The sequence below is a fragment of the Butyricicoccus intestinisimiae genome (genome assembly GCF_018918345.1).
GTDB classification, from domain to species: Bacteria; Bacillota; Clostridia; order Oscillospirales; family Butyricicoccaceae; genus Butyricicoccus_A; species Butyricicoccus_A intestinisimiae.
In genome coordinates, this window is sequence record NZ_JAHLQI010000001.1 from 119,912 (window position 1) to 145,795 (window position 25,884).

The 25,884-nt window shown below is 51.1% G+C and carries 23 protein-coding genes and 1 other RNA gene; 22 read left to right on the forward strand and 2 right to left on the reverse strand.

From position 1 onward, the window contains the following. Window positions 1–464: 464 nt before the first annotated feature. From KQI75_RS00655 to KQI75_RS00680, 6 genes are all read left to right on the forward strand, one after another. On the forward strand, window positions 465–1,169 hold the full coding sequence (locus KQI75_RS00655) for an N-acetylmuramoyl-L-alanine amidase (RefSeq protein WP_216468760.1): 705 nt from the start codon (window positions 465–467) through the stop codon (window positions 1,167–1,169). A gap of 7 nt (window positions 1,170–1,176) precedes the next feature. Beyond that, entirely contained in the window at window positions 1,177–2,550 is a 1,374-nt protein-coding gene (gene radA, locus KQI75_RS00660) for a DNA repair protein RadA (protein ID WP_216468761.1), read from the forward strand. 30 nt (window positions 2,551–2,580) lie between these two features. Beyond that, window positions 2,581–3,189, forward strand: coding sequence for an NUDIX hydrolase (locus KQI75_RS00665; protein WP_216468762.1), 609 nt, complete (start codon window positions 2,581–2,583; stop codon window positions 3,187–3,189). 32 nt (window positions 3,190–3,221) lie between these two features. Then, window positions 3,222–3,575, forward strand: an RNA gene (gene rnpB, locus KQI75_RS00670) — RNase P RNA component class A. A gap of 141 nt (window positions 3,576–3,716) precedes the next feature. After that, entirely contained in the window at window positions 3,717–5,114 is a 1,398-nt protein-coding gene (gene murD, locus KQI75_RS00675; RefSeq protein WP_216468763.1) for a UDP-N-acetylmuramoyl-L-alanine--D-glutamate ligase, read from the forward strand. Window positions 5,115–5,181: 67 nt separating this feature from the next. Next, on the forward strand, window positions 5,182–6,957 hold the full coding sequence (locus tag KQI75_RS00680) for an ABC-F family ATP-binding cassette domain-containing protein (RefSeq protein WP_216468764.1): 1,776 nt from the start codon (window positions 5,182–5,184) through the stop codon (window positions 6,955–6,957). Window positions 6,958–6,960: 3 nt separating this feature from the next. Here KQI75_RS00680 and KQI75_RS00685 read toward each other — a convergent pair whose 3' ends face one another. Continuing rightward, on the reverse strand, window positions 6,961–7,551 hold the full coding sequence (locus tag KQI75_RS00685; protein WP_246566341.1) for a manganese efflux pump: 591 nt from the start codon (window positions 7,549–7,551) through the stop codon (window positions 6,961–6,963). Between the two features lie 113 nt (window positions 7,552–7,664). Beyond that, window positions 7,665–8,975: an alpha-amylase family glycosyl hydrolase gene (locus tag KQI75_RS00690; protein WP_216468766.1), complete on the reverse strand. Its 1,311-nt coding sequence runs from the start codon at window positions 8,973–8,975 to the stop codon at window positions 7,665–7,667. Between the two features lie 305 nt (window positions 8,976–9,280). Here KQI75_RS00690 and rplS point away from each other — a divergent pair, with 305 nt between their 5' ends. The 16 genes from rplS (at window position 9,281) to KQI75_RS00770 (ending at window position 25,812) form a co-directional block, all read left to right on the forward strand. Further along, window positions 9,281–9,622, forward strand: a complete 342-nt coding sequence (gene rplS / locus KQI75_RS00695; protein ID WP_216468767.1) for a 50S ribosomal protein L19 — start codon at window positions 9,281–9,283, stop codon at window positions 9,620–9,622. Window positions 9,623–9,803: 181 nt separating this feature from the next. Beyond that, complete coding sequence (gene lepB, locus KQI75_RS00700) at window positions 9,804–10,370, forward strand: signal peptidase I (protein ID WP_216468768.1); 567 nt, start codon at window positions 9,804–9,806, stop codon at window positions 10,368–10,370. Between the two features lie 12 nt (window positions 10,371–10,382). Further along, on the forward strand, window positions 10,383–11,273 hold the full coding sequence (ylqF, locus tag KQI75_RS00705; RefSeq protein ID WP_216468769.1) for a ribosome biogenesis GTPase YlqF: 891 nt from the start codon (window positions 10,383–10,385) through the stop codon (window positions 11,271–11,273). After that, window positions 11,266–11,892 (forward strand): ribonuclease HII, encoded by a 627-nt coding sequence (locus tag KQI75_RS00710; RefSeq protein WP_246566287.1) that lies wholly within the window; start codon window positions 11,266–11,268, stop codon window positions 11,890–11,892. Before ylqF ends, KQI75_RS00710 begins: the two co-directional genes overlap by 8 nt. Next, window positions 11,889–12,242 carry a YraN family protein gene (locus KQI75_RS00715; RefSeq protein WP_216468770.1) on the forward strand — a complete coding sequence of 118 codons (354 nt, stop codon included), beginning with the start codon at window positions 11,889–11,891 and terminating at the stop codon, window positions 12,240–12,242. Before KQI75_RS00710 ends, KQI75_RS00715 begins: the two co-directional genes overlap by 4 nt. Beyond that, window positions 12,243–13,196, forward strand: a complete 954-nt coding sequence (locus KQI75_RS00720) for a dipeptidase (RefSeq protein WP_216468771.1) — start codon at window positions 12,243–12,245, stop codon at window positions 13,194–13,196. A gap of 32 nt (window positions 13,197–13,228) precedes the next feature. Further along, a complete protein-coding gene (thrC, locus tag KQI75_RS00725) occupies window positions 13,229–14,722 on the forward strand; it encodes a threonine synthase (RefSeq protein WP_216468772.1) in 1,494 nt (497 codons plus the stop codon). 3 nt (window positions 14,723–14,725) lie between these two features. Then, window positions 14,726–15,427 carry a metallophosphoesterase gene (locus KQI75_RS00730; RefSeq protein ID WP_216468773.1) on the forward strand — a complete coding sequence of 234 codons (702 nt, stop codon included), beginning with the start codon at window positions 14,726–14,728 and terminating at the stop codon, window positions 15,425–15,427. Window positions 15,428–15,499: 72 nt separating this feature from the next. Continuing rightward, window positions 15,500–16,804 (forward strand): trigger factor, encoded by a 1,305-nt coding sequence (gene tig / locus KQI75_RS00735; RefSeq protein WP_216468774.1) that lies wholly within the window; start codon window positions 15,500–15,502, stop codon window positions 16,802–16,804. A 59-nt stretch (window positions 16,805–16,863) separates the two neighbouring features. Continuing rightward, on the forward strand, window positions 16,864–17,454 hold the full coding sequence (clpP, locus tag KQI75_RS00740; protein WP_216468775.1) for an ATP-dependent Clp endopeptidase proteolytic subunit ClpP: 591 nt from the start codon (window positions 16,864–16,866) through the stop codon (window positions 17,452–17,454). Between the two features lie 101 nt (window positions 17,455–17,555). Continuing rightward, window positions 17,556–18,824 (forward strand): ATP-dependent protease ATP-binding subunit ClpX, encoded by a 1,269-nt coding sequence (gene clpX, locus KQI75_RS00745; protein ID WP_216468776.1) that lies wholly within the window; start codon window positions 17,556–17,558, stop codon window positions 18,822–18,824. Between the two features lie 18 nt (window positions 18,825–18,842). Beyond that, complete coding sequence (locus KQI75_RS00750) at window positions 18,843–19,172, forward strand: DUF3846 domain-containing protein (protein ID WP_216468777.1); 330 nt, start codon at window positions 18,843–18,845, stop codon at window positions 19,170–19,172. Between the two features lie 324 nt (window positions 19,173–19,496). Continuing rightward, the gene (gene lon / locus KQI75_RS00755) at window positions 19,497–21,959 is read left to right on the forward strand and encodes an endopeptidase La (protein ID WP_216468778.1); all 2,463 of its coding nucleotides are present in this window, start codon (window positions 19,497–19,499) and stop codon (window positions 21,957–21,959) included. Continuing rightward, window positions 21,953–22,549: a ribosome biogenesis GTP-binding protein YihA/YsxC gene (gene yihA / locus KQI75_RS00760; RefSeq protein WP_216468779.1), complete on the forward strand. Its 597-nt coding sequence runs from the start codon at window positions 21,953–21,955 to the stop codon at window positions 22,547–22,549. Before lon ends, yihA begins: the two co-directional genes overlap by 7 nt. 51 nt (window positions 22,550–22,600) lie before the next feature. After that, on the forward strand, window positions 22,601–23,881 hold the full coding sequence (locus KQI75_RS00765) for a diaminopimelate decarboxylase (protein ID WP_216468780.1): 1,281 nt from the start codon (window positions 22,601–22,603) through the stop codon (window positions 23,879–23,881). A 269-nt stretch (window positions 23,882–24,150) separates the two neighbouring features. After that, window positions 24,151–25,812: a Na/Pi cotransporter family protein gene (locus KQI75_RS00770; protein ID WP_216468781.1), complete on the forward strand. Its 1,662-nt coding sequence runs from the start codon at window positions 24,151–24,153 to the stop codon at window positions 25,810–25,812. Window positions 25,813–25,884 lie beyond the last annotated feature (72 nt).

Below are 25,884 nucleotides of genomic sequence, written 5' to 3' on the forward strand. Positions count from 1 at the left end.
AGGTGCGGAAAGACCTAGGGTGATTGCCCTAGGTCTTTTTTGATGCTCGCAATTTTATAATAAATGTGTTATAGTAACATTAAGGTTAGCAGTGCTTTTGAAAAAACATGTGGCAAACATGTGGCAAATATTAAACGCAGACTTGCGGAAAATTCCCAAATTTCGGTGCATTTGAACATTTTTGTCTTTTGCTTGACGTGCGGAAGGTCAGCGGTTCGAGACCGTTAGTGTCCACCAAAACGAATCCCCTAGAATCTGCGCGGTTCTAGGGGATTTCTGCTATTGTAAACATCATTTGACAACGAACCAGAGATTGCCGAAATTGACATAGATTCTGGAATTCCAAACGCTTGTTATGGACTGATGGAATCTGAGATTTCTGACATAGAAGAACTGAAAGACTGATTGCATGACATGCGGCACAGCGGCATATAGTTTGGAAAGAAACTTTGGGGGATGCAGCTATGTGGAGAAAGAAACGTGTGATTTTGGCAGCGATTATAGTGCTGGCTGTTTTATCTGTCGTTTTTCCGTATTATAATCAAACCATGCTTTTTCTTGCGTTTGCACCGCATCATAATCAAAACACGTTGGTGCTGGATGCCGGACATGGCGGCATAGACGGCGGCGCGGTGGCAGAGGATGGGACGGCAGAACAAGACATCAATCTGGCAATTGTTCAGAAATGTCAGGCATTGGCAGAGTTTTTCGGTATTCGTACCGTTTTGACGCGCACAGACCGGAATTCTTTGCAATATGATCCGAACCAGACGGTGCGGTACAATAAAATACAAGACATTCATGCGCGGGAAACGCGCACCAATCAAACGCAAAACCCTATTTTTATATCCGTGCATCTCAATAAATTTTCAGACAGTCGCTACACAGGAGCACAAACCTTTTGGTCAAAGAACAATCCGGAGGGGCAGCTGCTGGCGCAGTCGATACAAAAGCAATTGACAAACGGCCTGCATCCGGAAAAACAGCGGACGGCAAAGCAGGCGCCGGACAGTGTGTATTTGATGAAGCATTTGACGTGTCCGGCGATGATTGTAGAGTGCGGATTTTTGTCTAATAGAGAAGAAACCGAACGGTTAAAGCAAGACGGTTATCAGAAAAAGCTATCTGTTTGTGTGATAAACGGATATTTGAACTATTTAGAAGGATAAGCAATTTATGAAACAAAAAACAGTGTTTTTATGCAATGAATGCGGCTATGAAAGCCCCAAATGGTATGGAAAATGTCCGTCCTGCGGTGCTTGGAATTCTATGGATGAATTCAAAGAGGCAAAGGCAGCCGCTGCGCCGCGCGGGGTGCTGCCTAAGACCGAGAGAAAACGCAATCGGCCGCTGGAAATCGGAAAAATTGAAACCAACGAAGAAACGCGCTTTCGCACTGGCATCTCAGAATTGGATCGTGTGCTGGGTGGCGGCGCAGTGCATGGCAGCTTTGTGCTGGTCGGCGGCGAACCGGGCATTGGAAAATCTACACTGCTGCTGCAAATGTGTCAGGAGATGAGCCGGCAGGCAAAGATTTTATATGTATCCGGCGAGGAATCTTTACGGCAAATTCGTCTGCGTGCCGATCGGCTGCATATTTCTTCTCCGGAATTGTTTGTGCTGGCAGAGACAGACTTGGAAGAAATTTTGGCAGAGACAGAGCTGCTCCTGCCGGATGTTCTGATTGTGGATTCCATTCAGACCATTTATAAATCGGACTTGAACAGTGCGCCGGGCAATACCACGCAGATCAAAGAATGTGCGATGACGCTCATGCAGTATGCCAAGCGGCACAATGTCACGATTTTCATTGTCGGTCATGTTAACAAAGAAGGCACGCTGGCAGGACCGAAAATTTTAGAGCACATGGTGGATTGTGTGCTGTATTTTGAAGGAGAAAAGCAGGTCTCTTTTCGCTGTCTGCGCGCTGCGAAAAATCGCTTTGGTTCGACCAATGAAATTGGTGTATTTGAAATGAGCGACTGCGGCTTAGTCGAAGTACCGAATCCGTCCGCCGCGATGCTTTCCGGTCATCCCACAGACGCCTCCGGCAACTGCATTGCCTGTACGATGGAGGGCAGCCGGCCGATTCTGGCGGAAATTCAGGCACTCGTGACAAAAACAGCGTATGGCACGCCGCGCCGCATGTCTGCGGGTGTGGACTATAATCGGATGGTGCTGCTGCTTGCTATTTTGGAAAAGCGAGTGGGGCTGTATTTGTCATCCAGCGATGCCTATATCAATGTCATCGGCGGGATGCGTCTGGATGAGCCTGCGATTGATTTGCCGATTGCGCTGGCGGTTGCGTCGAGTTATCGGGATCAGCCGCTTCCGGAAGGTGTGATGTCGTTTGGAGAAGTTGGTCTGACCGGAGAACTGCGGGCGGTTACTGCAGTGAGCCAGCGCATCCACGAGGCAATTCGTCTGGGCTTTACGACTTGCATCATGCCGAAACAGGACATTGGACGCATGGAGATTCCCAAAACCTTCCGCATTGTACAGACGGAGAATATCGCACAGGCGATTGGTGCGGCATTTGGCAGGAAGTAACGATATTGTTGGCAGCAGGGCGGTGAAAACATGCAGGAACGATTGGATATTTATAATGAAGCTTGGCAGCGCATAGGCACAGCGCCGCGCGATGAAGTGCATGAAAAAGGACTGCTGCACCGTGTCGTGCACTGCTGGATTTTGGAAAATCAGCAGCCGGTGTTCTGGTTTCAGCAGCGGGCGCACACAAAAAAGGATTTTCCAGATTATTTTGATTTGGCGTGCGGCGGGCACGTCGATGCCGGAGAGACGCCGCAGCAGGCGATGCTGCGCGAGCTTGGAGAGGAAATTGGGCTGCATGTGACAGAAAAAGACCTGATTCCCCTCGGTGCGTACCGCGCGCCGGATTTTCGCATGCCGGGGTACTATGATCGAGAAATGTCATATGTGTTCATGATTCGAGTGGATGAACCGGCGTTTGAGCTGGGCGATGAAGTGCAGCGCATGGTGCGTGTTCGTGCGGAGAATTTTTATCAAATGGAGGTAAATGGACGAGAAACCATACCCGTTGAGATGGAAAACGCAAAACACATTTCCGTAAGCCGAACGCGCTGGTGCTGTCATGACGGAGAGTTCCAAGCGATGGTTTTGCCATATTTGAGCAAAAAAAATTCTGATATTTTTTCAGTGGAAGATTGACAAAATCGCTGTTTTTAGTATAATAAACGGAGTGAGTAAAGTTAGCAGTCGCGCAGACCGTGCCGAAAGGCCCTTCTGTGAGGAAAGTCCGGGCTGCGCAGGGCAGGATAACGGATAACGTCCGCCGGAGGCGACTCTAGGAAAAGTGCAACAGAAATATACCGCCGCGGCCTCGGCTGCGGTAAGGGTGGAAAGGCGAGGTAAGAGCTCACCAGTTCCATAGGTAACTATGGAACTCTGTAAACTCTATCCGCAGCAACACCGTGGAGGGACACATAGGATTTGCCCGATCCGTCCCGAGGAGGTGGCTTGAGGCGTATGGCAACATACGTCCAAGATAGATGGCTGCTCCAATGACAGAACCCGGCTTATTCTTTGCTCACTCTTTTTAGATTGAATGCAGGATAATTACCGCCCGCAGGGGCGGTTTTCCTGACATGGAATAAAAATCCCGACAGGGTAATAAAATGGGTGCTTCGCTTGGATTTGAGAGAGATCGGCGGCGAAACATGTTGGAGGTTCGAGAAATGAGTGCATATGATCGCTTTTTGGAAACCATGAGTGGCAAACATGTCACCGTCATTGGCATCGGGGTCAGCAACACGCCGCTGATTAGTCTGCTGCTGGAAGCCGGCGCACATGTCACGGTACATGATCGGAAAACGACAGAAGAACTGGGAGAAATTTATGAAGGACTGCACGATATCGGCGTAGAATTCTCCGTTGGCAGTGAGTACCTGAACAATTTGTCCGGAGATTATATTTTCCGCACACCGGGCATGCATCCGAACCAGCCGGCACTGGTAAAGGCGCGGGAACAGGGAAGCATTATCACCAGCGAGATGGAAGTGTTCATGCAGGTTTGCCCGTGCCCGATTCTGGCGATCACCGGTTCTGACGGCAAGACAACCACGACGACACTGACCTGTGAGATTCTCAAAAGAGCGGGTTATACCTGCCATTTGGGCGGCAATATCGGTCATCCGCTGCTGGCAGACGTGCCGTTTATCAATGAAAATGATTTTGCAGTTGTGGAACTATCCTCGTTCCAGCTGATGGATATGACTTGTTCTCCGGCGGCTGCGCTGGTCACCAATGTCACGCCGAACCATCTGGATATCCACAAGGATATGGCAGAGTACATCGAGGCGAAAACACACATTTTTGTCAACCAGAAGCCAGGAGCAAAGCTGGTGCTCAATGCAGACGATAAGGTCTCTCAGGATTTCCGTCCGGCAGAGGGCGTAGAGCTGCTCAAATTCTCCATGAAGGGACCGGTTGAAAACGGTGTTTACTTGGAGGACGGCGTCATCTGGTATGCTGAGGACGGCAATCGCCGCAAGATCATGAATGCAGATGAGATTCGCATTCCGGGCGCACACAACATTGCCAATTATATGGCGGCGATTTGCATGACGCATGGCAGAGTGACGTTTGACAACGTATGTGATGTGGCGCATGAATTTGGCGGTGTGGAGCATCGTTTGGAGTTGGTGCGCACGCTGAACGGCGTCAAGTATTACAACGATTCGATTGCATCCAGCCCGACGAGAACCGCAGCAGGTCTGCGCTCGTTTAAGCAGAAGGTCATTTTGCTGGCCGGCGGACATGATAAGAAAATTCCGTATGATTCGTTTGGATCGATTGTCTGCGATCACGTCAAGCGTCTGGTGCTGATTGACGCAAATCCGGATGATTCGACGGCACCGGCAATCAAGGCTTCCGTGCAGGCGGCGGACAACTATAAAGCAGACGAACTCCCGATTGACACATACGATGATTTTGAAAAGGCAGTTCGCGGTGCGGCGGCAGTCGCACAGGAGGGTGACATTGTTCTGATGAGCCCGGCGAGCGCATCGTTTGATATTTTCAAGAATTTCATGGAGCGCGGCAACCGCTTCAAGGATATTGTCAATAGCCTGTAATAAAATAACACAATCACAGCCGCCGGATGAAAGTCCGGCGGCTTCTGTGTATACAAGGAAGGATTCTATGGTATTACTCAACGCAGAACATATTTCCCTGAGCTGGGGAGAAAACACATTATTTGATGATGTCAGCTTTGCGCTGGAAGAACAGGATAAAGTCGGATTTATCGGCATCAATGGCACGGGCAAATCGACATTTCTGCGCATTCTTGCGGGGATGCAGGAGCCGGATGCGGGAACCATCACACTGGCGCGCGGCGCCCGCATCGGTTATCTGCCGCAGTCTCCGGACTTTTCCGAGCCGATAACCGTGCTGCAGCAGGTTTTTCGCGGCGCGGCAACGGATTTTGCTGAGGAACGCGCGTATGAGGCGAAGATGCTACTGACACAGCTCGGCATTACGGATTTTGATAAAGATGTGCGGCTGCTGTCCGGCGGACAAAAAAAGCGCATAGCAATTTGCTCTGCGCTCATCAATCCGAGTGAAATTTTGATTTTGGACGAGCCGACCAACCACATTGACAATGAAACCGCAGCATGGCTGGAGCAGCAACTCAAGGCATATAAAGGCGCTTTGGTCATCATCACACATGACCGCTATTTCCTCAATCGTGTGACCAACCGCATTTGTGAGCTGGATCATGCCAAGCTGTATTTTTATGAAGAAAATTACGAGGGCTTTGTCGCGCGCAAGGCGGAACGCATTGCCAGTGCGGCGGCGTCTGAGCGCAAGAGACAGACCATTCTCCGGCGGGAGTTGGAATGGATGCGCCGCGGTGCAAAAGCACGCACGACAAAGGCAAAGGGGCGCATTCAGCGATTTGAGGAGCTATCCAGCAAGACCGTGCAGGAAGAAGACGGTCAGGTAGAAATGAAGTCGATTTCCACGCGCCTTGGCAAAAAGACCATCGAAGTGTCCGGACTGTGCAAGAGCTGGGATGGAAAGACGTATATTCGGGACTTTGATTTGACCGTAGCGCGTGACGATCGAATCGGCATTGTCGGTCACAATGGCACGGGCAAATCGACATTTTTGCGCATCCTCGCGGGACAGGCGCAGCCGGATGCGGGAACCGTATCCTACGGCGAAACCGTGAAGATTGGCTATTTCGCGCAGGACTGCGGCCATATGGATCAGGAGCAAAAGGTCATCGAGTTTATTCGAGACATTGCAGAGACCGTGCGCACGCCGGATGGAACGCTGTCCGCGGCACAGATGCTGGAGACGTTTTTGTTTACCGGAGAACAGCAGTGGACGCGTATTGGCAGCCTTTCCGGCGGTGAACAGCGCAGACTGTATCTGCTCAGCGTGCTGATGTCTGCGCCGAATATCCTTCTGCTCGATGAGCCGACCAATGATTTGGACATTGAGACACTGAATATTCTGGAAAATTATCTCGAGGGATTTGAAGGCGCTGTTCTCGCCGTATCACATGACCGCTATTTTCTCGACAAAACAGCACGGCGCATCTTTGAATTCCGTCCGAACGGTGACGTACAGGAATATCTCGGCAATTATGCGGATTATTTGGACAAACGCAAAGAGCTGGAGCGACCGACTGCAGAAAAAACCGAAAAAACAGAAAAGTCGAAGCCGAAAAATACCGGAAAGACAAAGATGAGCTATAAAGACCGGTATGAGCTGGAACATATCGACGATGAAATTGCCGAGCTGGAACAAAAGCTGGCGGCATTGAAAGAGGAACAGGCGCAAATCACATCGGATTTTGTGCGGCTGCAAGAGCTTTCCGAACAGATTGAAACGGTGTCCGGCGCATTGGACGCGAAGGAAGAGCGCTGGATTGAGTTGCAAGAGATGGCGGAGCTAGAAAACAGCTGACTGCTATGCCAATTTCCAAAATCCAAGTGCGATGAGAACTATGCCGCAAGAGATCGAGCGCGCGCGTTCGCTGGGAATTGGGATTTTTGTGCCAAACCATCGCCCGTACCAAACTGCGAAGAAATTCCAAATCAACGCGATGCCGAACAGCGGAATCAACGTCCATCCAGTGGCTGTAATGCCCAAACCGCCGATCAGGGAGTCGATGGACACCGGAATGGCGAGAACGATGGATTCCGGAACCGATAAAATCTTGGAGTGGTCGCTGTCTGCACGCGTGTGGTCAAGAAACACAGCGGCGCCGACGCGCACGGGAGATAACAACGGTGTTTTCGTCTTTTCCAGCAACAGAGAAATCTGTGTGCCGAATATTTGCAGCAGTCCGATGCAGACCAACGCATAAAATCCAATCCAACGGATGGCGTCCTGCGGAAAGTCCCGAAACAGCAGGCTTTTTCCGGCAGCGGACAGAAGCAGGAACCCGCTGCTGACAGCCGCCATACACAGGCGGGAGCGCCAAGGAATCCGGATTTCTGACGTGCCGCATGCCATGGCGGCGAACATGACATCCGCCGTCACGGCGACAATAATCATAAAATCCAAGAAAAAATCCCCTTTCTCTGTAAATTGCTTATGAGCAGTGTATGCTGCCCGTGCAAAAACAGTGAGAAGGGGATTTTCTGTTTTCTTATTCGTTTGCGGAGAAATTAAAATACCTGCCAGAACGCGGCGTAGTATGGCGGAAGCTCGGAACCGCCGCCGAAATCATGCACTTCTCCGGTGATGAGGTCGCGGGCGCGGCCTGCTTCTGCGTTAAAGTGTGCGGAAAACGGCTGATCGTCGGCATTGATGGCAACCATAACGCGTTCATCCTCAAAAGCGCGCTCAAAGATGATCTGCTTGTTGGTCATCAGACGAATGGTGTAACCGCCGTAGCACAGCGCCTTGGAGGATTTCTTTGCCTTCGCGAGCTTGGCAATCCATTCGGTCAGTTCATTGGTTTGCGGCTCGTCAAAGCATGGACGCAGATTGGCGTCAGAACCCTGCTGCTTTTGTGCTTTCTCGCCCCATTCACTGCCGTAGTAAATGCACGGGATGCCCGGCATGCCAACCATCATCGCGTAAATAAGCGGCAAGTGCTTTTCGTTGGTCAAAATAGATGCGACGCGGGTGACATCGTGATTGTCGACAAAGGACAGCAGATGCTTGCCCTTGTACAGCGTCCACGGCTCCGGTCCAAACTGGCGCTGCAGCGAATGGCCGATTTCGAACATATTCATGGAGTTGAAGGAGGAGTATAAACCCTTGTAGCAATCGTAATTGGTGCAGGAGTGCAGCATACCGTCTGCCAAAAACGGAGAGCAGTCGCTGCTCATGACCTCGCCAACCAGAAAGAAATCCGGCTTGAGAGAATCGCAGAACGAGCGCAGGCGGCGGATAAAATCGCGATCCAAGGAATAGGCAACGTCCAAACGCAAGCCGTCAATGTCAAACTCTTCTACCCAGCCGCGAATGCAGTCAAAAATGTGCTGGATGACTTCTTCGTTGCGCAGATTCAGCTTCACCAGTTCATAATGACCTTCCCAGCCTTCGTACCAAAATCCGTCGTTGTAATTGGAGTTTCCGTCAAAGCTGATGTGGAACCAATCTTTGTACGGAGAATCCCACTTTTTTTCCTGTACATCCTTGAATGCCCAGAAGCCGCGGCCGACATGGTTGAACACGCCGTCCAGCACAATGCGCACGCCTTCTTTGTGCAGCTTGCCGCAGACTTCGGCAAAATCTTTGTTGGTGCCGAGGCGGCAGTCGATTTTTCGGAAATCTCGGGTATCATAGCCGTGGCTGTCCGATTCAAAAACAGGGGAAAAGTACACGGCGTTGCAGCCGACAGACGCAATGTGTGCCGCCCAATCGCCGACTTTTTCGATGCGGTTCACGGTTTTTCCGTCGTTTTCCCACGGTGCGCCGCAAAAACCCATTGGATAGATCTGATAAAAAACACTCTCATAAGCCCACATAACAGCAGAACCTCCTTGTTATGGAAAATGTATTTCCTATGACAAAACTAGTATATCATATTTGGTGAGAATGAACAACAAAAATGCACAAAATAATTCTTTATTTTTTGTATATTTCTCTTGCATTTTGCGGGTGTTCATGCTAAAATATCTAACTGAAACCGGACAATCCTCTGTTCACCCGGCTGAGAAAGGCTCGGCCCCCGGGTATGCGGCGCACAAGCATTGTGCAGGAAAAATCAGCGCAGTACCGGACAGGAGGTTTTAAAAGAGACACGATTGTCTAAGATTTGGAGGATTATACGATGGACTTAGTTAAGGTTCTCGCAGAGCAGCAGATCAAGAACGATCTGCCGGAACTCAAGGTTGGCGCTACCGTTAAGGTACACCAGAAGATCAAGGAAGGCAACCGCGAAAGAATTCAGATTTTCGAGGGTACCATCATCGCTATCAAGCACACCGGCATCAACAAGTCTGTAACCGTTAGACGTATTTCTTACGGCGTAGGCGTTGAGAAGACTTTCCCGGTACATTCCCCGAACATTGCAAAGTTCGAGATCGTTCGTAACGGTAAGGTTCGCCGTGCTAAGCTGTACTACCTGCGCGGCAGAGTCGGCAAGGCAGCAAAGGTTCAGGAAAAGCTGTAAGTTTCAGCCTGTATTCAGGAACCACAAAGGAGAGAACAGTTGTGTTCTCTCCTTTTTCTTTGAAAAATTGGGAAAACTCGGGGGATTTGCGGGTATTTTGCCGGAAATTACTTGCCATTCGGGGTGGAATCGGTATAATATAAAAATATATGTGTATCCGATGAAAGGATGATGAGACCCGATGCGCAGAGAGAAAAAATCTTCTGAAGAAGAAGCACCAAAGGGACGATTTCACAGCGAGCTGTTTGACTGGGGCGAGGCACTGATTTTATCCTTGACCATCGTCATTCTGGTTTTTGTGTTTGGCGTTCGAATTATCGGTGTAGAAGGATCTTCTATGGTGCCGACTTTGCAAAATGGCAATCAGCTGTTGGTTTCCAATCTGTTTTACACGCCGGAAAAAGGCGATATTGTGATTTTGACCAAGGATTCATTTATGACAAGCCCGATTGTCAAGCGTGTCATTGCGACGGAGGGCGACACCGTGGACATTGATTTCGAAACCGGCGAAGTGTCCGTCAACGGCGAAGTGCTGGATGAGACGTATATCGCGGAGAAAACGCAGACGCATTTTGACATGGATTTCCCGCAGACCGTGCCGGAAGGATGCATTTTCGTCATGGGAGATAACCGCAATCATTCAACGGACAGCCGCTGTGAGGCGCTGGGCATGGTGGACACGCGCTATGTCATCGGCAAGGTGCTGATGCGTATTTATCCGCTGAATGAAATCGGTACCGTATCATAAGGAGAAAAGCATATGAATATACAGTGGTATCCCGGTCATATGACGCGCACGCGTCGGCAGATGGCGGTCAGCCTGAAGCAGGTGGATGCGGTCTGTGAAGTGGTTGACGCGCGCATTCCGCAGGTCAGCCGCAATCCGGATATGGACGAAATCGCGGGCAACAAGCCGCGCATTCTGATTTTAAACCGCACGGATCTGGCGGATCCGGAAGCGACCAAACAGTGGGCTGCCTTTTATCGCAGCAAGGGCTATGCTGTTTTGACAACCGATGCCAAGAGCGGCGCAGGCGTCGCCAAGTTCTCTGCAGCAGTTCGCACGCTGCTGGCAGATAAAATCGAAAAGTGGAAGGAAAAGGGTCAGACCGGCCGTTCCGTCAAAGTCATGGTTGTCGGCATCCCGAATGTCGGCAAGTCTACGTTTATTAACAAGGTGCTTGGCCGAAAGTCGGCAAAGGCTGCGGATAAGCCGGGCGTTACGCGCGGACAGCAGTGGTTCCGCGTGGAAGGCGGCTTGGAGCTGCTTGACACGCCGGGTATTTTGTGGCCGAAGCTGGACGATGAGCGCACAGGCATTCTTCTGGCAGTGACCGGCGCAGTGAAGGATAACATCTTGGATGTTGAAACGCTGGCGTGCAAGTTGATGGAGATTTTGTACCATCATGCACCGGAGCTGCTGACCGAACGATATAAGTTTGAACTGCCGCATGAGGACGAAGAAATTGATTTTCTCGGATACGAATTGCTCATGCGTGCGGGCAGAAAACGCGGCTTCCTGATTTCCGGCGGTGAAATTGACACCGAGCGCATGGCGCGTATTTTGCTGGACGAATACCGCGGCGGCAAGCTCGGCCGCATCACGCTGGAGACACCGGATGAGTACGCGGAGGAGCAGGCGAATGGCTAAGAGCAAGCAGCCGGTTCTCCTCACGATGGAAAAAGAAGCGGAAGTGCGCGCCAAAGGCTTTACAGCCGTGTGCGGCATTGATGAGGCGGGACGCGGTCCACTGGCAGGTCCTGTTGTCGCGGCCGCAGTGATTTTGCCGGAGGGTATTGAACTTCCGGGGGTCAACGATTCCAAGAAAATTACAGAAAAAAAGCGTGAGGTATTGTTTGACTTTGTCAAGGAACATGCGCTTGCCTATGGCATCGGTCAGGCGAGTGAACAGGAAATTGATGAGATCAATATTTTGCAGGCGACGTTTCTCGCGATGCGCCGTGCAGTGGAAGCTCTAGACGTTCCGGCAGATTTTGCCTTGGTAGATGGCAATCGCATTCAAGGCTTAGATATTCCGGCAGAAACGGTGATCGGCGGCGACGGCAAAGTGCTGTCCATCGCTGCGGCGTCTATTCTCGCCAAGGTCACGCGAGATCGGTACATGCGCGAAATGGCACAGACATATCCGGAATATGGCTTTGAAAAGCACAAGGGCTACGGAACCAAGGCGCATTACGCCGCCATAGAGCAGTACGGCATTTGTCCGCTGCACCGCAGGACATTCTTGAAAAAGATTCTCAACAAATGACAACGGGACAGCGCGGAGAGCAGCGTGCGGCTGAATTTTTGCAGCGGCATGGATATGTGATTTTGGCGCGGAATTATCGCTGGAAGCACGGTGAGATAGATATTATCTGTGCGGATGCGCGCTATCTGGTTTTTGCGGAAGTCAAAACCCGCTCCGGAGAGCAGTGGGGCACGCCACGCGAAGCGGTGACAGCGCGCAAGCGCGAACGATTGGTTCAAACCGCGCAGTGCTGGCTGCTCCAGTATCCGACAACGAAACAGCCGCGGTTTGATGTCATAGAAATACTGGTCAATCAGCAGCGCGGCACGTGCCGCATTCGGCATATTCCCAATGCATTTGAGGTGAATTGATTGCGATATTTTGATCTGCACTGCGACACCATCTACCGTTTGACGGATTTCGAACAACGGCTGCCCGCGGGAGAAAATTTGCTGCAAAACACCGGACATGTGGATTTGCGGAGAGCTGGTTCTCTGGAGCAATATGCGCAGGTGTTCGCTTTGTTTTGCGGGTATCAGCCGGTGGCATCGCAGCAGGACGCGCATCAGCGGCTCACGCGCATGCTGGATACGGCGCGCAGTGCGTTCGCTGCCAACGGTTCCCGCTTGCGGCATTGTACCTGTGCCGCGGATTTTCTCGAAGCGCAGGCACAGCGGCAAGCGGCGGCATTTTTGTCCATCGAAGGTGCAGAGCTGCTGCAAACCGAGGCGGATTTGCAGCTAGCGCTGCAGGCGGGCGTGAAGATTGTCACGCTGACATGGAATTTTGATTCTGTCTATGGCTGCGGTGCATCCACAGACGATGCGGCGGGACTCAAACCTGCGGGAAAACAGCTGGCAAAGACATTGGCGCAGCGCGGCGTGTTTCTGGACGTTTCCCATTTGTCCGCCAAAGGATTTTGGGATTTGGCGGACTGCATTGATGCGCCGATTTTGGCAACGCATTCCAACAGCCGAACCGTTTGCAATCATCCGCGCAATTTGACCGACGAACAGTTTTGTGAGATTATTCGCCGCGGCGGCTTGGTCGGCATCAATTTTTACGTTCCCTTTGTCACTCATCGGCGCACGGCAACGTGTGATATGGTTGTCCGGCATATCGAGCATTTCTGTGAATTGGGCGGCGCGCACAATCTGTGTATCGGCGCAGATTGGGACGGCTGTGACCGGTTTCCCAAAGGCATTTCCGACATGACGGGGATTGCTCTGCTGGCAGAAGCGCTGGCGAGAAGAAACTATTCGGAACAGCAGATTGCTGGTTTCCTGTATGACAATGCAGCTCGATTCGTACAAACGAATTTTTAACGATAGCGAAATACCCAGGAGGTTTTCAACTCATGAATTATGTAAGCACAAGAGATAAGAAGCTGAGCATCAGCGCGGCAAAGGCGATTGCCACCGGCATCGCTCCGGATGGCGGTTTGTACTGCCCGACAGAAATTCCGCAGCTGACAGCAGAGGACATTGCTGCCCTGTGCAAGAAGAATTACCGCGGCAGAAGTGCCGATATTCTGGGTCGCTTTTTGACCGATTTCACCGCAGAGGAACTGGAGCAGTTTGCTGCCCGTGCCTATGCGGATGAAAAGTTTGGCGGCTCGGACACGGCTCCGCTGGTAAAGCTGGAGGACGGCACGTATATTTTGGAGCTGTGGCATGGCCCGACCTGCGCATTCAAGGATATGGCGCTGCAGATGCTGCCGCATCTGCTGACTGCTTCGCTGAAAAAGACCGGAGAGCAGCGCACAGCGTGCATTCTGGTTGCAACGTCCGGCGACACCGGCAAGGCTGCTCTGGACGGCTTTGCGGATGTAGAGGGCACGAAGATCATGGTTTACTATCCGGTAGACGGTGTCAGCACGATTCAGAAGCTGCAGATGGTCACCCAGCGCGGCAACAACGTACAGGTATGCGCGATTCGCGGCAATTTCGACGATGCGCAGAGCGCAGTCAAGAAAATCTTTACGGATAAGGATTCGATTCGCAAGCTGGATGAGCAGGGCATGACGCTGTCCTCTGCAAACTCCATCAACTGGGGTCGTTTGGCGCCGCAGATTGCATACTATGTCTCTGCATACTGCGACATGCTCAACCGCGGAGATATCCAGATGGGCGATGCCATCAACGTCTGCGTGCCGACCGGTAACTTTGGCAATATTTTGGCAGCTTATTTTGCAAAGCAGATGGGCGTTCCGATTGCCAAGCTGATTTGCGCATCCAATGAAAATAACGTGCTGACAGACTTCTTCCGCTCCGGCGGCACCTATGACAGAAACCGTCCGTTCCACACGACGATTTCTCCGTCGATGGATATTCTGATTTCCAGCAATCTGGAGCGTTTACTGTTCTTGGTTTCCGGATATAATGATGCTATGGTTGCGGATTTGATGAAGCAGCTCAACGAAACCGGCAAGTACTCGGTACCGGCTGACGTCTTTGAAACCATTGGCAGCCAGTTCGAGGGCGGCTTCTGCGATGACGTGCAGACCAAGCAGACCATCGCACAGCTGTTTGACGAGAAAAAATATCTGGCAGATACGCACACGGCGGTAGCTGTCAAGGTATACGAGGATTACCGTGAACGCACGGGCGATACGACACCGACGGTCATCGCTTCGACAGCAAGCCCGTTTAAGTTCTGCCAGAGCGTTATTTCTGCGCTGGGCGGCACTGTGTCCGGCGACGGCACAGAGCTGCTGGATCAGCTGCACGACATGACCGGCGCGCCGATTCCGGCACCGCTTGCTGCTCTGTCCGGTCTCAAGCCGCGCTTTGACTTGGTTATTGACCGCGAAAACATTCTGAATACCGTAGATCTGCTGGGACAGATTTAATCCATGGCGCTGTATACGATTGCAGACCTGCATTTGTCCGCCGGTGTCCAAAAGCCAATGGACATCTTCGGCGGCAAATGGCAGGGATACATGGAAAAGATTCAGAAAAACTGGCGGGCAGTCATTCAGCCGGAGGATACGGTCGTGATCGGCGGCGATATTTCCTGGGGAATCAATCTTCAGCAGAGCCTGCCGGATTTTCGGATTTTATCCGATTTGCCGGGGAAAAAAATCATCGGAAAGGGCAATCATGACCTCTGGTGGTGCACGGTAAAGAAGATGAAACGATTTTTTGAAGAAAATCAGATAAAAAATATTGATTTCCTCTTTAATAATTGTTTCATTTATGATAATATTGGTATTTGTGGAACACGCGGTTGGTTTTACGAGGAAGATTTCAAGGAAAGTCACGACGAAAAGATCTTTCGGCGGGAGCTTCTCCGGCTGGAACACTCATTTCAGGCCGCGCAGGCGCAGGGCGCGGAAGAAATTTACTGCTTCCTGCACTACCCGCCCGTCTTCACGAGCTTTCGCTGCGGGGAGATCATTGACCTGATGCATCGGTATCAGGTCGAGCAGTGCATCTATGGACATTTACACTCGGACAGCCTGCGCTACGCGGTGACGGGCATCCATGAAGGCATCAATTTTCGTCTGGTTTCCGGAGATTATATTGATTTTATGCCTGTACTGCTAAAAAAATAGAAAAAATTGTAGCCAAAAAGCCAACTATCTGATAAAATAGATTGGACATATATTTAGGAGGAGTCATTTAATATGGAACTCAAGAATACCGAAAAGCTGGAGCACAGCCAGGTAAAGCTGACTGTTGCAGTATCTGCTGAAGAATTAGATAAGGCAAAGGAAGCTGCTTACAAGAAGAACAAGAATCAGTTTCAGATTCCGGGCTTCCGTAAGGGCAAGGCAACTCGTAAGGTTATCGAGCGCCTGTACGGCAAGGATTTCTTTGTAAACGACGCAATCAACAACCTGTATCCGGAGATGTATCCGCAGGCTCTTGAGGCTGCTGGCATTGAGCCGGTTGGCCAGGGCGATGTGAAGATTGACGAGTCTCTGGAGAACTTTGACAACGGTTTTGACTTTATCTTCACTGTACCGGTTTACCCGGAAGTTTCCGTTGGCGAGTACAAGGGCATCGAGGCAGAGCGCGCTGACGACACCGTATCTGAGGATGACGTAAACGCTGAGCTGAACCGTCTGGCAGAGCGTGACGCAAGCACCGAGACCGCTGAGCGTCCGGCACAGAACGGCGATACCGTAGTCATCGACTTCGAGGGTTTTGTTGATGATAAGGCATTTGAAGGCGGCAAGGGCGAGGACTACAGCCTGAAGCTGGGTTCCGGCACCTTTATCCCGGGCTTCGAGGATCAGCTGGTTGGCAAGTCTGCTGGCGAGTCCTGCGACGTAAACGTTACCTTCCCGGAAGAGTATCAGGCTGCTGAGCTGGCAGGCAAGCCGGCTGTATTCAAGTGCACCGTGAAGTCTGTTCAGGAGACCATCCTGCCGGAAATCGACGATGAGTTTGCAAAGGACGTTTCCGAGTTCGAGACGCTGGAAGAGCTGAAGAAGGACACCGAGAAGAAGATCGCAGAGTCCAAGAAGAACGCTGCTGACCGTGACTTCGAGGAAAAGATTCTGGATAAGGTTCTGGAGACGCTGGAAGCTGACATTCCGGAAGCTATGTTCGAGGCACAGCTGGACAATGTGATGCAGGACTACGGCTACCGCATCCAGTCTCAGGGCATCTCTCTGCAGGACTACGTAAAGCAGATGGGCATGGATATGGCATCCTTCCGCAACATCTTCCGCGATCAGGCTGAGCGTCAGGTAAAGGTTCAGCTGGCTCTGAAGAAGATCTCTGAGCTGGAGAGCATCGAGCCGTCTGAGGACGAGATCGAGGCTGAGTACAAGAGACTGGCAGAGGCTTATGGTCTGGAAGAGGATAAGGTTAAGAACTTCGTTCCGGTTGATTCCGTAAAGTCTGACCTGACCACCCAGAAGACCCTCGACATGCTGAAGGAGAGCGCTGTAGCAGTAGCTCCGGCAGCTGACGCAGAGTAAGAGTTATTCAAAACCCCCTCCGGCGTTACATACCCCCGAAAGGGAAGGAGGAATATTTTATGAGTTTAGTCCCTTATGTAGTAGAGCAGACCAATCGCGGTGAACGCTCTTATGACATTTTTTCCCGACTGCTCAACGACCGCATCATTATGCTTTCCGAAGATGTCAATGATACGACCGCTTCGCTCATCGTAGCGCAGCTGCTGTATCTGGAGGCGCAGGATCCGGATAAGGACATTCAGTTCTATATCAACTCTCCTGGCGGCTCTATCACATCCGGTATGGCAATCTATGATACCATGCAGTACATCAAGTGCGATGTATCCACAATTTGCATCGGCATGGCGGCGTCTATGGGCGCATTTCTGCTGTCTTCCGGCACCAAGGGCAAGCGTTTTGCTCTGCCGAACAGCGAGATTATGATCCATCAGCCGCTGATTGGCGGAAATGGTCTGTCGGGTCAAGCGACTGACATCAAGATCCATACGGATCATCTGGTTCGCACCAGAAACAAGCTGAACGAAATCCTTGCAAAGAATACGGGCAAGTCCATTGAGGAAATTGCGCGTGATACCGAGCGTGATAATTTCATGTATGCGGAACAGGCAAAGGAATACGGCCTGATTGACGAGGTTATGGTTCACAGATAAAAAGAACGCGATCACCGGAATGGCTGGAACGTGCAGTCGTTCCGGTGATTCGACATTGTAATCCCTACCGAAGGGCAGGGATTGGAAAATCGAGGTGTATTATGGCACGAAACGACGATAAGCATGAAATTCGCTGCTCGTTTTGCGGAAAGCCCCAGTCCAGTGTGCACAAACTGATTGCAGGACCAAATGTGTATATCTGCAATGAATGCATCGAGATCTGCCAGAGTATCCTGGATGAAGAATTCGGATATGAGGAAGATACGCCGACGGCTTCCGTGATGAAGGCTGCAGCGGGTCCGGAGAAGCTTCCGACACCGCGTGAGCTGAAAGAAACGCTCGATCAGTATGTCATCGGACAGGATCGCGCGAAGGTTGCGCTGAGTGTTGCGGTATATAATCACTACAAGCGTATTTTCAAAGGCTCGGATGACGGCGTAGAGCTGCAGAAGAGCAATATTCTCCTCGTCGGCCCGTCTGGCTCCGGCAAAACGCTGCTGGCGCAGACCTTGGCAAAGACGCTGGAAGTTCCGTTTGCGATTGCAGATGCAACCACATTGACAGAGGCAGGCTATGTTGGCGAAGATGTCGAAAATATCCTGCTGCGCCTGATTCAGGCTGCTGATTTTGATGTCGAGCGCGCACAGCGCGGCATCATCTATGTCGATGAGATTGACAAAATCGCACGCAAGAGCGAAAATGCCTCCATTACGCGTGATGTAAGCGGCGAGGGCGTTCAGCAGGCACTGCTGAAGATGCTCGAAGGCACCGTGGCTAATGTTCCGCCGCAGGGCGGCCGCAAGCATCCGCATCAGGAGTTTATTCAGATTGATACCACCAATATCCTGTTCATCTGCGGCGGCGCGTTCAACGGTCTGGAAAAGATTGTTGAAAACCGCACGACCAAGAGCAGTATGGGATTTGGCGCGCAAATCAAATCTAATACAGAAAAAGACATCGGCACGATTCTCCGCGATTTGGAGCCACACGATCTGATGAAGTTCGGTCTGATTCCGGAGCTGATTGGCCGTCTGCCGGCGCTGGTATCGCTGGATTCTCTGGACAGAGAAGCGCTGATTCGTATTCTCAAGGAGCCGAAGAATGCGTTGGTGAAGCAGTACGAGAAGCTGTTTGATATGGACGGCGTCAAGCTGACCTTTGACGATGCCGCTTTGGAGCGCGTGGCAGATATTGCGCTGGAGCGTCAGACAGGTGCCCGCGGTCTGCGCGGCGTCATGGAAGACGCGATGACGGATATTATGTTTGCCATCCCGTCGGATGACAACATTCAGTCCGTGCGCATCACCAAGGATGTTATCGACAAAAAGGGAAAGCCGGAAATCACGCTGAAGCCGCAGAAAACTGCTTGACAGGAGAGGTGAGAGCGCGTGAACGAATTTACTGAAAATCCATATATCATTCGCAGTCTGTACATCCTTCCGGATGAAGAGCCGGTTGTGAAGTATCTCAACGGTACGGAAGCACAGATGGAGGAACTGGTACATGGCAAAATCGCTTCGGCAGGCATTGAGGAGGGCGTTTGCGTCATTCACAATGCGCTGAGCGAGCTGCTTAAGATGACGGAAAACCGCGTCATTGATGGAACCCAGTTTTACGGCCCGATGATTGTGGTGTCTTTTGACAATGTCGGAAACATCATTTCGCTGACCGAAGATGATGCGGAATACTTTGCGGAACAATTTGCTTTGAAAAAGTAATGCTTTGCATGTTACAGCCTACAGACCTGCTTTTGGTGTCTGTAGGCTGTTTTTGTGCGGCAATTCCCCCTCAAATAGTATAATATGAGAAAATACACTAGATTGCACGGAAAAGCGCACAAAACCATTGGTATATTTAGGAATTTTCGCCATGTATCAGATTTCTCTGAGACTTGAAAAGCACAATAAAATACTATATAATTTTAAGAAGTATGAAATATTGAAGTACAGTTCGTTCATTTGACAAGCAGGGACTCCAAATGAAGGCTGTACGCAGCGCTGGGAATTCTATCCCGCCGCGCTGCCGGGAGGAGGTAAGATCAAATGTCCCAGATTGAAGAAGTGGTACATGATACCTGTGAGGAATCCGAAGTGCTGCCGGTGCTGCCGCTGCGCGGATTGGTGGCGTTTCCGGAAATGCTGATTCATTTTGATGTCGGCCGTTTGATTTCCATGAAGGCGCTGGAGCAGTCCATGCAAGACAATCAGCGTCTGTTTCTGACAGCACAGCGTGATATTCGCACGGACGTACCGACAACAGATGATTTGTTTGTCGTAGGCACTGTGTGCACCGTCAAGCAGATTTTGCGTTTGCCGGGCGATAACATCCGCGTATTGGTGGAGGGCTCGTACCGCGCCGGTGTCGAACAGTTCTCCAAAGAGGACGATGGCTGCATGCGTGCCCGCGTTTTTCGTATGGAAACCGAGCCGGGGCGCGTGTCGGAGCGCCGCAAGGAAGCACTGGTTCGCGCATTGCAGGACAGATTTGAAGAATATGCAGGACTTGCATCCCAGATCACCAATGACGTTGTCATGACGGTGCTGGACGGCGGAGAACCGGGATATCTGGCGGATTATGTCGCACAAAATACACCGCTGGCATATGAAACCAAACAGGAGCTGCTTGAAGAACTGCATGATGTGCGCCGCTTGGAACGCGTTGTTCGCGTACTCGGTCATGAGATTGAAATTCTTCAGATTGAGAACTCCATTCAAGATAAATTAAAAGAACAAATTGATAAGAACCAGAAGGAATACTACCTGCGTGAGCAGCTCAAGATTATTCAGACCGAGCTGGGAGATCAGGATCTGGGAGAAGAAGTCGAGGAATACCGCGAAAAAATCCGTGCACTGCATTTGGATGAGGCGGCGGAAACCAAGCTGCTCAAGGAAGCAGGCCGTCTGGAAAAAATGCAGCCGATGTCCGCAGAGAGCGGCGTTGTCCGTACCTATCTGGATACCTGCTTGGAGCTTCCGTGGAACAGCACGACTTCCGAACGCGTCAATTTAAAGCAGGCACGCAAGGTGCTTGACCGCGACCATTTCGGACTGGATAAAGTAAAAGATCGCATTATGGAATTTTTGGCGGTTAAATCTCTTGCGCCGCAGCTCAAGGGACAGGTACTGTGTCTGGTCGGCCCTCCGGGTGTCGGCAAGACGTCCATTGTTCGCTCTGTCGCAGAGGCGATGAACCGCAAGTACGCACGCATGTCGCTCGGCGGTGTGCGCGATGAAGCGGATATTCGCGGACATAGAAAGACTTATATCGGTGCAATGCCGGGTCGTATTATGACGGCGCTGACACAGGCAGGCAGCAAAAATGCCTTGATTTTGATGGACGAAATTGATAAGATGGGCGCAGACTCCCGCGGTGATCCAGCTGCTGCTCTGCTCGAAGTGTTGGATGCAGAGCAGAACAATGCGTTCCGTGATCACTACATCGAGCTGCCGTTTGACTTGTCCGATGTGCTGTTTATCACAACGGCGAACACACTGGATACCATTCCGCGTCCGCTGCTCGACCGCATGGAGATTATCGAGCTGTCCAGCTATACGGAGCAGGAAAAGGCAGAAATTGCGATGCGTCATCTGTTGCCCAAGCAGCTGGAGCATCACGGTCTCAAAAAGTCCAATCTGGCGCTGAGTCGTGACACCATGGTATATCTCATTGATGCATATACCAGAGAAGCAGGCGTGCGCCGCTTGGAACAGCAGATCGCAAAGGTATGCCGAAAAGCAGCCAAGATCATTGCTGAAGATCAGCAGGAGCATCCGGATCGTAAGACGCGCAAGCGCGTGACGGTCAACCGCTCGAATATGGAGAGCTTTTTGGGTACGCCACGGTACAAACATGACAATGTCACCAAGAAAGATGAAATTGGTGTGGTCAATGGTCTGGCATGGACTTCGGTCGGCGGCGAAATGCTTCAGGTAGAAGTCAATGCCGTGCCGGGCACCGGCAAGCTGGAAATTACCGGCAATCTGGGCAAGGTTATGACAGAATCTGCCAAGGCAGCGGTTACATATGTGCGCTCTGCAGCGGAAAAGCTGGGCATTGACCCGATGTTCTATAAAGAAAAAGATATTCACATTCATTTTCCGGAAGCGGCAATCCCGAAGGACGGCCCATCTGCCGGCGTGACCATGACAACGGCGATTGCATCGGCGCTGTCAGACATTCCGGTGCGCCATGACGTCGCGATGACCGGCGAAGTGACCCTGCGCGGCCGCGTGATGCCGATTGGCGGATTGAAGGAAAAGACCATGGCGGCATACCGTTCCGGCATGAAAACCGTCATTGTTCCGGCGGAAAATGAACCGGATTTACAGGATATTGACCCGACTGTACGTGAAAATGTAGAATTTGTCATTGCAGAAACCATGGATACGGTATTACAGACAGCACTGCGCCGTCCGGCAAAGGACGGCAAAACAGAAGCGGCTGTGGTGACGGATGCTTCTGTGCAGCCTGGAAAAACCGGTGCGAGACAAGGAGAATTATGCTGAATTTACATCTGGTAGAATTTGTGCGGTCTGCTGTCAAAACAGCGGATTTCCCCAATGATAATTTGCCGCAGATCGCCTTTGCCGGCAAATCCAATGTCGGCAAATCGTCGACGATTAACCGCCTGCTCAACCGAAAGAATTTTGCCCGCGTCGGCAATGCGCCGGGAAAAACCATCCATATCAACTTTTTTGAGATTGATAAAAAAGCATACTTTGTAGACTTGCCGGGTTACGGCTATGCAAAGGTATCCAAGAAGGAGCGCGACCGCTGGGGCAAGCTCATGGATGAGTATTTTGCGAGTGATGATACGCTGACAATGGGATTCCAGATTGTGGATATCCGTCACAAGCCGACGGCGGACGACGTCACGATGACCAATTGGTTCCTGCAGACAGGCGTGCCGTTTGCAATCATTGCCAACAAGTTGGACAAAATCAAAAAGAGCCAGCTGGAAGGCAGTTTGCAGACCATTCGCACGACGCTGCACCTTCCGGAAAATGTGCCGGTTATTCCGTTTTCCGCAGAAAAGGGCAACGGCAAGGATGAAGTTCTTGCGCTGATTCTGGAACATATTCATGAAGAAAAATAATGTATCCTTCCTGTGCGGGGAGATATAGATAGAAAAGGATGATTCAGACCAATGAACGAAAAGAAACCATTTATCACCAAGGAACAGGCAGAGGCAATTGTAAAAGAATACCCGACTCCGCTGCACTTGTACGATGAAAAGGGTATCCGCGAGAATGCACGCAAGCTGTACGATGCATTTTCCTGGAATAAGGGATTCCGCGAGTATTTTGCAGTCAAGGCTACCCCGACGCCGAAGATTTTACAGATTCTGAAGGAAGAGGGCTGCGGTACAGACTGCTCCTCTCTGACTGAGCTGATGATGAGCGATGCTTGCGGCTTCAAGGGCAAGGAGATTATGTTTTCCTCCAATGATACGCCGGCAGAGGAATTTGTCATGGCGGATAAGATGGGCGCTACCATCAATCTGGACGACATCACGCATATTCCGTTCCTTGAGGACGCCATTGGTCACATTCCGGAGCGTATTTGCTGCCGTTTCAATCCGGGCGGTGTGTTCCAGCTGGGCGGCTCGGAAGAAGGCTTTCAGGTCATGGACAACCCGGGCGATGCCAAGTATGGCATGACTCGTGCGCAGATTTCTGAGGCGTATAAAACGCTCAAGCAGAAGGGCGCAAAGGAATTTGGCATCCATGCATTCCTCGCATCCAATACCATTTCGAATGAGTATTATCCGGCACTGGCACGCATCCTGTTTAAGCTGGCTGTAGAGCTGAAAGAGGAGACCGGTGCACATATCACCTTCATCAACCTGTCCGGCGGCATTGGCATCCCGTACCGTCCGGAGCAGAGCGTGAACGACATCAAGGTGATTGGCGAGGGCGTGCGCAAGGCATATGAGGAAATCCTCGTGCCGGCCGGCATGGACGATGTATCCCTGTACACAGAGCTGGGCCGCTATATGCTTGGCCCATACGGCTGCCTGCTGACGCGTGCAATTCATGAAAAGAACACTTATAAGCATTACATCGGTGTGGACGCTTGCGCTGCCAATCTGATGCGTCCGGCTATCTATGGTGCATACCATCATATCACAGTACTGGGCAAGGAGCATGCACCGTGCGATCATACCTATGATGTGACCGGCTCTCTGTGTGAGAACTGCGATAAGTTCGCTGTCGACCGCGAACTGCCGAAGATTGATATTGGCGATCTGCTCGTCATTCATGACACCGGTGCGCACGGCTTCTCCATGGGCTATAATTACAATGGCCGTCTGCGCTCCGCAGAGGTTCTGTTCCGCGAGGACGGCACCACCGAACTGATGCGCCGCGCAGAAACGCCGGCGGATTACTTCGCAACACTGGACATTACCGGCCTGTTTGACAAGTAATATCGTCTCATATCGTCGAATTTTTATGTCATGCCACAGATGATGCACGCGCTGCATCGTCTGTGGCATATTTGCGTTTGACGCACAAATGTTAAATCTATGTAAGATTTGTAAATGTGACGTATTATCTATGTAAAAAAATCGTGCAATTATGAACACAGAGTGTTATAATAAATTTCGAAGGCCGCGGAAATCTGTCTGTCGAATGTGTGTGAAGAGTGACGGCAGACCGCTTTCTAAGGCGAAACAACTCGAAACGAGGAGACTATATGGGATTTAGTAACATTCTAGCCTTGTGCGGCGGATTGGGACTGTTTCTGTTCGGCATGAAGTACATGGGTGCCGGATTGGAATTGGCTGCCGGTCCAAAGCTGAACAACCTGCTGGAGAAACTGACACGCAACCCGGTTATGGGCTTCCTTCTGGGCGTCTTCGTCACCGCCTGCGTGCAGTCCTCTTCTGCAACGACAATCATGTGTATGGGCTTCCTGAATGCGGGCATTATGGACTTGCTTCAGGCGGCTGGCGTTATTCTCGGCGCAAACGTCGGCACGACCATGACGAGTATTTTGATTGCGCTGGACGTTTCGTGGCTCGCTCCGGTATGTATCTTTGTCGGTGCGCTGATGCAGATGTTCTGCAAGAAAAAAGTACAAAAGTATGTGGGACAGATCATTCTTGGTTTTGGTATTCTGTTCCAAGGTCTGCATACGATGAGTGACTCGATGTCCGGTCTCAAGGACATTCCCGAATTTCAGCACTTTATCGCCAGCGCGACCAATCCGCTGTTGGGATTTGTTGTCGGTTTGATTTTGTGCGGTGTCATTCAGAGCTCGTCCGCAGCTGTCGGCGTACTGCAGGCACTGGCCATGCAGGGATTGATGCCGATGCATTTCGCGGCATTTCTGATTTGCGGCATCAACGTTGGCTCGTCCATCACGCCGTTCCTGTCTGCAATTGGTGCGAAGAACAATACCAAGCGTGCAGCCGTGATCTACTGCGTATACAATGTTATCGGTGCGATTATCTTCATTCCGATTTGTATGCTGACGCCGTTCGTCAACATTTACAACCTGTTTACGTCCAATACCGTGGTACAGATTTCCATGTTCCACATCACATTTAAGCTGGTGACGGCATTGGTTTTGCTGCCGTTCGTACAGTGGCTGGTCAACATTTCGTATCGCGTTATCCCGAAGAAGGTACACGAAAACGCATACCGCTTTGCGTATATTGATTCCAAGCAGATTGACGCGCCGAGCGCGACAATTCGTCAGCTGTACAAGGAGTCTGAGCGCATGGGCGGCATGGTTCGCGAGAACTTGGTGCTGGCAGCCGAAGGCATGCTGAACAATGATGTCAGTCAGGCGGAGAAAATTCGCGAGACGGAAAACGTCATCAACTTCCTCAATCACGGCATTACAGACTATCTGGTGCAATTCAGCGGCCACAGTCTTCCGGCGCATGTGCCGCAGCTCGTCGGAAACATGTTCCATCTGGTTGGTGATTTGGAGCGCATCGGCGATCATGCAATCAATTTGCTGGAAAAGACTGAGCAGTGCTTGGAAAAGAATCTGATTTATTCGGAAGAAGCACGGCAGGAACTCAAAGCGATGTATGAAGCGGATCTTCTGCTGTTTGACCGCGCGTTCAGCGGTTTCTTATGTCACAATCTGACCGAGCAGGATGCGCTGGAGCTTCACCACATTGAGGACTCCGTGGACAATATGAAGCGCAATTATGAGAACAATCATATCAAGCGCCTCAGCAACAAGCAGTGTGCGACCGAGCCGGGCATTATCTTTGTAGAAGCGCTGCACGATTTTGAAAAAATCGGCGACCATGCAGACGATATGGTATTTATTGCGCGGAAAAACGCACAGATTTCCGGCGGCATTCGTCCGCCGGTGCTGAGCACCGATCTGGCTTAAAAACAGAAACAAAAATCCGACACAACGCACGCAATCGTGCAGTTGTGCCGGATTTTGTTATATTCTTGCTAT